8 protein-coding genes are annotated in these 7,767 nt (G+C 64.5%); 3 read left to right on the forward strand and 5 right to left on the reverse strand.

Translation table 11 applies throughout. The annotated features are described in order from the left end of the window. Positions 1-73 precede the first annotated feature (73 nt). The 5 genes from EN984_RS14795 to EN984_RS14815 all read right to left on the reverse strand — a co-directional run bounded on the left by EN984_RS14795 (position 74) and on the right by EN984_RS14815 (position 5,379). A complete protein-coding gene (locus tag EN984_RS14795) occupies positions 74-1,135 on the reverse strand; it encodes a Gfo/Idh/MocA family oxidoreductase (RefSeq protein ID WP_127269380.1) in 1,062 nt (353 codons plus the stop codon). Beyond that, positions 1,132-1,971, reverse strand: a complete 840-nt coding sequence (locus tag EN984_RS14800) for a carbohydrate ABC transporter permease (RefSeq protein WP_127265686.1) — start codon at positions 1,969-1,971, stop codon at positions 1,132-1,134. The genes EN984_RS14795 and EN984_RS14800 overlap by 4 nt, the downstream gene beginning before the upstream one ends. Positions 1,972-1,982: 11 nt before the next feature. After that, positions 1,983-2,912 (reverse strand): sugar ABC transporter permease, encoded by a 930-nt coding sequence (locus EN984_RS14805; RefSeq protein WP_127269379.1) that lies wholly within the window; start codon positions 2,910-2,912, stop codon positions 1,983-1,985. Positions 2,913-3,157: 245 nt separating this feature from the next. Then, positions 3,158-4,417 (reverse strand): ABC transporter substrate-binding protein, encoded by a 1,260-nt coding sequence (locus EN984_RS14810; protein ID WP_127269378.1) that lies wholly within the window; start codon positions 4,415-4,417, stop codon positions 3,158-3,160. A gap of 2 nt (positions 4,418-4,419) precedes the next feature. Next, on the reverse strand, positions 4,420-5,379 hold the full coding sequence (locus EN984_RS14815) for an N-acetylmuramic acid 6-phosphate etherase (protein WP_127272472.1): 960 nt from the start codon (positions 5,377-5,379) through the stop codon (positions 4,420-4,422). A gap of 198 nt (positions 5,380-5,577) precedes the next feature. Here EN984_RS14815 and EN984_RS14820 point away from each other — a divergent pair, with 198 nt between their 5' ends. The 3 genes from EN984_RS14820 to EN984_RS14830 all read left to right on the forward strand — a co-directional run. Further along, positions 5,578-6,459, forward strand: a complete 882-nt coding sequence (locus EN984_RS14820; RefSeq protein ID WP_127267935.1) for an N-acetylglucosamine kinase — start codon at positions 5,578-5,580, stop codon at positions 6,457-6,459. After that, positions 6,456-7,238, forward strand: a complete 783-nt coding sequence (locus EN984_RS14825) for a GntR family transcriptional regulator (RefSeq protein ID WP_027040192.1) — start codon at positions 6,456-6,458, stop codon at positions 7,236-7,238. The genes EN984_RS14820 and EN984_RS14825 overlap by 4 nt, the downstream gene beginning before the upstream one ends. Before the next feature lie 17 nt (positions 7,239-7,255). Then, a partial coding sequence (locus EN984_RS14830) for an SIS domain-containing protein (RefSeq protein WP_164765477.1) occupies positions 7,256-7,767 on the forward strand: 512 nt, incomplete at its 3' end.

The raw sequence follows: 7,767 nt of genomic DNA on the forward strand, positions 1-7,767 counted from the left end.
CCCTTGAGGGGGAGATGGCCAGCAGGCCAGAGGGGGGCGCCGTAGAGCGCAGCCCCTGACGACAATTCCCTGATCACAACCGCACCGCCTTTCCACTGCGCACGCTCTCGTCGGCTGCAAGGCAGACGGCGAGCGATTTGACCGCGTCGTCCATATGTTTGGTGAGATCGAGATCCTCGCGGATCGCCTTCAGCACGAAGGCCTGTTCGAGGTCGCAGAGATCCTGATGGCCGGGTTCGCCCTCCATCGACAGCATCTCGTCGGCCTTGAGAAACTTGCCGTCCGCGCCGGTCGCCGCACTGTGCAGGCGGATGGTCGAGGTCTTGGTGTGGGTGTCGATGTCATCGGACTTCACACCTTCCTTCATGACGATCGACACGCAGCCATTGGGCGAGATGACGTCCTTCACGAAGAACGCCGTTTCCGAAATCATCGGACCCCAGCCGGCTTCGTACCAGCCGACCGAGCCGTCGTCGAACAGCACCTGCAGATGGCCGTAATTGTACATCGACTGCGCCACCTCGTCGGACAGCCGCACGCCCATGCCACGCACCTCGATCGGCTTCGCATCGGTGATCTGCAGCATGACGTCGAGATAGTGCACGCCGCAGTCGACGATCGGCGACGTCGTCTGCATCAACTGCTTGTGCGTCTCCCAGGTGTGGCCTGAGGATTGCTGGTTGAGGTTCATGCGAAAGACGTAGGGGCCGCCTAGCTTGCGGGCTTCGGCGATCAGCCTGATCCAGGACGGGTGATGGCGCAGGATGTAGCCAATCACCAGCTTCCTGCCATTGGCCTTCGCCGCCGCGACGACGCGCCTGGCGTCGGCCACCGTCGTTGCCAGCGGCTTCTCGACGAAGACGTGGCAACCGGCCTCGAACGCCCTCACCGCATAGTCGGCATGGCTGTCGGAATAGGTGGCGATGCAGGCGACATCGGGCTTTTCCTCGCGCAACGCCTCGTCGAAGGAGCGCCTGATGCCGTAATCCGACAGCCCGTCCGGCAGCGGCACGTCGGAGCGATTGATCAGCGCCGCGATCTGGAAACCTGGATTGGTATGGTAGGCCAGCGCATGGCTGCGACCCATATTGCCGAGGCCGGCAATGACGACGCGGAGGGGTGTTTCAGAGTTCACTTGACGGCTCCGGACGTGATGCCGCGGATCAGCTGCCGCGAGAAGATGACGTAGAGGATCAGCACCGGCATGATCGCCAGCGACAGGGCTGCCAGGATGGCGTTCCAGTTGGTGACGAACTGGCCGAGGAACAGCTGGGCGCCGAGCGTCACCGTCTTGGTTTCTTCCGACGGCGCCAGGATCAGCGGGAACCACAGATCGTTCCAGATCGGGATCATGGTGAAAACGGCGACGGTCGCCATCGAGGGCCTGACCAGCGGCAGCACCAGCCGGAAGAAGATGGTGTATTCGGACAGGCCGTCGATGCGGCCGGCATTCTTCAGATCGTCGGAGACCTGCTTCATGAACTCCGACAGGATGAACACGGCAAGCGGCAGGCCTTGCGCGGTGTAGACCAGGATCAGCGCCGTCAGCGTGTTGACCAGCCCGCTCGCCACCATCAATTGCAGGATGGCGACGGTGCCCAGCCGGATCGGGATCATGATGCCGAGCGCCAGGTAGAGCCCCATCAGCGAGTTGCCGCGGAAGCGGTATTCCGACAGGGCGAACGCCGCCATGGCGCCGAACAGGAGCACGAAGAACAGCGAGGCGACGGTGACGACGAGGCTGTTCTGGAAATAGTGGATGAAGTCGCCCTGGCCGATGACGGTCGTGTAGCCGATCAGGTCGAAGGTTTTTGGCGTCGGCGGCGTCAAAGGCGCGCCGAAGATGCCGGCGCGGGACTTGAACGAGTTCATGATGACGAGGATCACCGGAAACAGCGCGATCACCGTGTAGGTCAAAAGGATCGCGTGGGCGCCGATGGTGCGGGGCACGGAACGGGTGGCGGTGCTCATCTCTCGGCCCCTCAGAACTGGTAGCGACGCAGGCGCGTCTGGACGAGGAAGAGGTAGACGCAGACGCCGCCGAGGATGATCAGGAACATCATCGTGGCGATCGCCGCGCCCATATTGGGGTCGCCGGTCTGCAGCTGGAAGCCGAAGAAGGCGCGGTAGAGGAAGGTGCCTAAAATGTCGGTCGAATAGTTCGGCCCGGCGAGCGCGCCTTGCGCGGTGTAGATCAGGTCGAAGGCGTTGAAATTGCCGACGAAGGTGAGGATCGAGATGATGCCGATCGACGGCAGGATCAGCGGCAGCTTGATCTTCCAGAATTGCGACAGGCCGGTAATCCCGTCGCATTCCGCGGCCTCGATCACCTCTTCGGGGATCGACAGCAGTGCCGCGTAGATCAGCATCATCGGGATGCCGACGAACTGCCACACCGAGATCAGGCTGAGTGCGGTCAGTGCATATTGCTCCTTGCCGAGCCATGGCGTGAACAGGCTTTTCAGGCCGACGAGGTCCATCAGATGCGGCGCCACGCCCCACAACGGGGACAGGATCAGCTTCCAGGCGAAACCGACGATAACGAAGGACAGGATGGTCGGCACGAAGATCGCCGTGCGGTAGAAAGCCGCGAATCTCAGTTTCGGACTGGACAGAAGCGCGGCCAGCATGACGCCGATCGGGTTCTGCACGATCATGTGGATGATGAAGAACCAGACATTGTTCCTCAGCGCGTTCCAGAAACCCACCGACCAGTTGGGGTCGCCGAACAGCGTGCGGAAGTTTTCCAGCCCGACGAAGACCTGGTGCTGCTCGATGTTGCGGAACAGCGACAGCTGCAGCGTGCCGGCGAGCGGCAGGATCATGATCGCCGTGTAGACAAGCACCGCCGGCGCCAGGAAGACGCCTATATGCCAGCGGAACGGTCTTTTCGGTCTGATATCTGCGGCCATGAGTTCGGTCCCCGCCGTTTAGGTCTCGGCAAATGCCGCCAAAGGCGCGGCGCCTCCCTCCCCCTCGAGGGGAGGGTGCCTCGCGAAGCGAGGCGGGTGGGGTCGGTCAAGGCAGCGCGCCATCGACATTTGACCGCGCTTTCCAGCAACGATCAAGTCGCGGCCTGCCTCCACCGACCCCCTCTGTCGCCTTCGGCGACATCTCCCCCTCGAGGGGGGAGATAAAGCAGCGCTCAGCCGAGCTCTTACTTGGCCGGCTTGTACCAGCTGTCGAGACCGGTCTGCAGCTTCTTGGCCGCGGCTTCCGGCGTATCGGTGCCGTTGATGACGTTGGCCGATTCAACCCAGGTCTCGTTCTCGAGGTTCGGCGTGCCACGCGACAGGATCTGGTAGGTCGAGCGGATGGTCGACTTGCACTTGCCGCGCCAGGAGACGAATTCCTGCGCCAGCGGGTCTTCCATCTTCACCGGCGAGGAGTTCAGGCTGAAGAAGCCCGGCAGCGCGTTGGCGTAGATGGTGGCGAAGTCGGGCGAGGCGACCCAGGACAGGAAGGTCTTGGCCGCATCGGCGTTCTTCGAAGCCGCGTTCAGGCCCATGCCGATATCGGTATGGTCTGATATGTAGCAGGTGTCGCCGGCCTTCTCGACCGGCGGCGGGAAGGCGCCCATCTTGAACTGGGCCTGGGTGTTGAACAGGCCGATTTCCCACGAGCCGGCCGGGTAGATGGCGGCGCGGCCGAGCGTGAACAGGTTCTGGCTGTCCGGATAGGTCTGCGCCTCGAAGCCGTCGCCGAGATAAGGCTTCCACTTGGCCAGTTCCTCATACGGCGCGACCCAGTCCTTGTCGGTCAGCTTCTGCTCGCCCTTGATCAGTGCTGCGCGGCCGTCCTCGCCCTTCCAGTAGTTGGGGCCGATGTTCTGGTAGCCCATGGTCGCGGCTTCCCAGAGATCCTTGGTGCCCATCGCCATCGGGATGTAGGTGCCGTCGGCCTTGATCTTGTCGAGCGCGGCGAAGAACTCGTCGCGGGTCTCCGGCACCTTGATGCCGAGCTTGTCGAAGGCGTCCTTGTTGTAGATGAAGCCGTGGATGACCGAGGCCATCGGCACGCAGAAGCTCGCCTTGCCGTCGTCGGTCTGCCAGGCGGACTTTGCCACGGGCGAGAAGTTCTCCATGCCGGGCAGCGCCGAGAGATCGGCAAGGTTGCCCTTCTTGAACAGCTCGAGCGACTTGTCGAACGGGCGGCAGGTGATCAGGTCGCCCGCCGAGCCGGCGGCGAGCTTGGCGCCGAGCGCTGCGTCATATTCGGTCGGAGCCGAGGGCGCGAACACCACCTTGATGCCCGGGTTCTTGGCTTCGAAAGCCGGGAGCAGCTTGTCCTTCCAGATGGCAAGGTCGTCACCGCGCCAGCTTTCGATGTTGAGCGTTACGTCTGCGGCAGAAGCAACCCCGGCCGAGCCGAGAATGCTGGTGCCCAAAAGCAGTGCCGTCAGTAGTTTCGTTGTCATGCTCAGTCTCCCTGTTGACCTTTTTCAGGTTCGGTTTTGATGAGAACGGAGGCTTTTGAGCCCTTGCTCCCCTCTATAGCGGAAAGGGCCGGGCGCAGCTTCTGGCCGGCCTCTTCCAGTGTCTTCTGCGCCGCGTCGGTGCTGTCGGCGCCGGCGGCGAGCAGAATGGCGGTCTTGACCGCGCCGCCGCTCTTCTCGAGCAGGCGGGCCGCTTCGTCCGTGCCGCACCCGCTGACGGCGGCGACGATGCGCGCCGCGCGGCCGCGCAGCTTGATGTTGTCGGCCATCAGATTGACCATGTAGCCGTCATGCACATGGCCGAGATGGATGGCGGTCAGCGTCGACAGCATGTTGAGCGCGATCTTCTGGGCGGTGCCGGCGCCCATACGCGTGGAGCCGGCGATCAACTCCGGCGGCGTTTCGAGCAGGATGGCCACATCGGCCAGGCGCAGCAGCGCCGTGTTGCCGTTGTTGGCAATAGCGATTGTGGCGGCGCCCCGAAGCCGGGCGTCCTCGATGGCCCGCACGGCATAGGGCGTCGTGCCGCTGGCGGAAATAGCGATCAGGCAGTCGCCCTTGCCGAGGCCGGCCTCGGCGACCGCTGCCGCAGCCTCCTCGGTATCGTCTTCCGGCCCTCCGGCAAGCGTGCGGAAAGCGTCGTCGCCGCCAGCGATCAGGATAGCGATGCGGTCACGGTGAATGCCGAAGGTGCCCGGCAGTTCCAGCGCATCTGCCAGCGCCATCAGGCCTGAGCTGCCGGCCGCGGCGTAGGCAAGCTTGCCGCCGCTCTTCAGCCTGCCGGCGATGATCTCGGCGGCCCTGGCTATGGATGGAATGGCATGGCGCACGACCTTGGCGGCTTCGATCTGCGCATCGGCCAGATAGGAAAGGATGGCGTCCGGAGGCTGGATATCCAGCCCCTCGGCATTTTTGTGAAGCGCTTCGGTGCGCGTTTCGGCCATCCCGGTTCCTCCAATACCAGAACAATACCAAAAAAATACCACTTGTCCACACGCATTAACGAATTCGCTGGCCGGAAATCGCTGAGCCGGCGAAATTCATAGGATTTTCAATAAAATACGGCTTAATCTTTTTGAAACGGAAATTAACCCTTGGCTATTGGTATTTTATTGGTATTATCCGCCTGGAGGAGAAATCACGTGAATTTCGTGCTCGGAATCGATGGCGGCGGCACCAGCTGCAGGGCCGCCCTGGCAACGGCGGACGGCACGGTGATTGGCCGCGCAAAAAGCGGCGCCGCCAACATCCGCACCGACTTGACCGGCGCCCGCTCGAACATCGTCGAGGCCGCGCGGCAGGCGTTTCTCGCCGCCGGGCAGGATGCGGAACTGATCCCGCAGACGCCGGCCATTCTCGGGCTGGCCGGCGCCAATGTCGGCACCTACCGGCAGCAGCTCGAAGCGATCCTGCCGTTCAGCATCAGCCGCGTCGAGACCGACGCCGAGATCGCACTGGAAGGCGCTGTCGGCTCCGGCGACGGCGCCATGGCGATCCTCGGCACCGGCACCGCCTATATGGCGCGCAGACAAGGCAAATCGCGGGCCATCGGCGGCTGGGGCTTCCAGGTTGGCGACCAGGGCAGCGGCGCCCGTATCGGCCGCGACCTGCTCGAACAGACCCTGCTTGCCTATGACGGCGTCCGCGAAGGTTCGCCGCTGACGCAGAGCATGCTGGCCGTGTTCCGCAACAACCCGGAGGATGTCGTCGAATTCACCACCAATGCCAAGCCGGGCGATTTCGGCGGCTTCGCACCCAAGGTGTTCGAGCATGCCGAGAAGGGTGACAGCGTCGCCAACTGGATCCTCGACAGGGTGGTCGCCGATGTCGAAGCCTCGCTCGGCGCGCTCGATCTCGCCGACGACGCGCCGCTGTGCCTGCTCGGCGGGCTGGCGCCGCTCTACGCGCCGCGCCTGTCTGCCCGTTACCGGGCGCTGCTGAAGCCGCCGCTCGACGACGCGCTGGGCGGCGCGGTGCAGATAGCGGTCCGCCTTTTCGCCGGACACGCGGAGGCAACTCGATGAGCGAGGCCGCCGACCAGATCTTCGCCACGCTCAAACATCAGGCGCAAAGCGGCGCGCCGCTTTATCTGCAGCTTCGCAAGAGCATCGAGGACGCGGTCAATCGCGGCCTCATCGGGCCGGGCGACGCGCTGCCTTCCGAGCGCGACATCGCCACCAAGGCCGATATTTCGCGGGTCACCGTGCGCAAGGCGGTGCAGGACCTGGTCAAGGGCGGCATCCTGGTGCAGCGCCACGGCTCCGGCACCTTCGTGGCGCCGCGCATGGAGCGTGTCGAACAGTCGCTGTCGCGGCTGACCTCGTTCACCGAGGACATGGCGCGGCGCGGCATGGCGGTGCGTTCGGCATGGCTCGACCGCGGCCTTTACGCGCCCTCGCCCGACGAGATGATGGTGCTCGGCCTGTCGTCGAGCGAACTGGTGGCGCGGGTGGCGCGCCTGCGCATTGCCAACGACACGCCGCTGGCGATCGAACGCGCCTCGCTGTCGGCCAGCGTGTTGCCCGATCCGGCCGATATAGGTTCCTCGCTCTACGCGGCGCTGGAATTGACCGGCAACCGGCCGGTGCGGGCGGTGCAGCGCATCTCCGCCGCCAATCTCGGCGACAGCGACGCGCGCCTGCTCGAAGTGCCGCCAGGCATTGCCGGCCTGCACATCGAACGCATTTCCTATCTGGCGAGCGGCAAGGTGATCGAATTCACCCGCTCCATCTACCGAGGCGACGCCTATGATTTCGTCGCCGAACTGCGGCTGACAGGGCCGAGCGAAGAGGGCCGACCATGAGCACGACAAAGCCGACCATGTCGGCAGAAATGACCCATATGCGGCGCGAGATCGAGGAGGTCCCGCAAGCGGTCGCCCGCCTGCTCGACGGCTCCGGCGCCGTGCTGACAGAGGCCGGGCGCGGCATCCGTGAACGTGACCCGCAGTTCGTCGTCACCGTGGCGCGCGGCTCGTCCGACCATGCCGCCACCTTCATGAAATACGCCGTCGAGCTGACCGCCGGCCTGGCCGTCGCATCGGTCGGACCGTCGATCGCCTCGATCTACGGCCGCAAGCTCAGGCTGGCCGGCTCGGCCTGCCTGGCAATCTCGCAGTCGGGCAAGAGCCCCGATATCGTCGCCATGGCCGAAACCGCGCGGGCGGGGGGCGCGCTGACCGTCGCCATCACCAACACCGCCGATTCGCCGCTGGCGCGTGCTTCGGACTATGCGATCGATATCCTGGCCGGCCCCGAGCGCAGCGTCGCGGCCACGAAGACCTTCATCAATTCGGCCGTCGCTGGCCTCGCTCTGATGGCGCATGCCACGGG

This window comes from Mesorhizobium sp. M7A.F.Ca.CA.004.12.1.1 (assembly GCF_003997835.1).
In the GTDB taxonomy this organism is placed as follows: Bacteria; Pseudomonadota; Alphaproteobacteria; order Rhizobiales; family Rhizobiaceae; genus Mesorhizobium.

Coding starts and splice junctions, on each gene's coding strand:
- EN984_RS14800 (WP_127265686.1), bottom strand. CDS start 1,971: ATGAGCACCGCCACCCGTTCCGTGCCCCGCACCATCGGCGCCCACGCG.
- EN984_RS14805 (WP_127269379.1), bottom strand. CDS start 2,912: ATGGCCGCAGATATCAGACCGAAAAGACCGTTCCGCTGGCATATAGGC.
- EN984_RS14810 (WP_127269378.1), bottom strand. CDS start 4,417: ATGACAACGAAACTACTGACGGCACTGCTTTTGGGCACCAGCATTCTC.
- EN984_RS14815 (WP_127272472.1), bottom strand. CDS start 5,379: ATGGCCGAAACGCGCACCGAAGCGCTTCACAAAAATGCCGAGGGGCTG.
- EN984_RS14825 (WP_027040192.1), top strand. CDS start 6,456: ATGAGCGAGGCCGCCGACCAGATCTTCGCCACGCTCAAACATCAGGCG.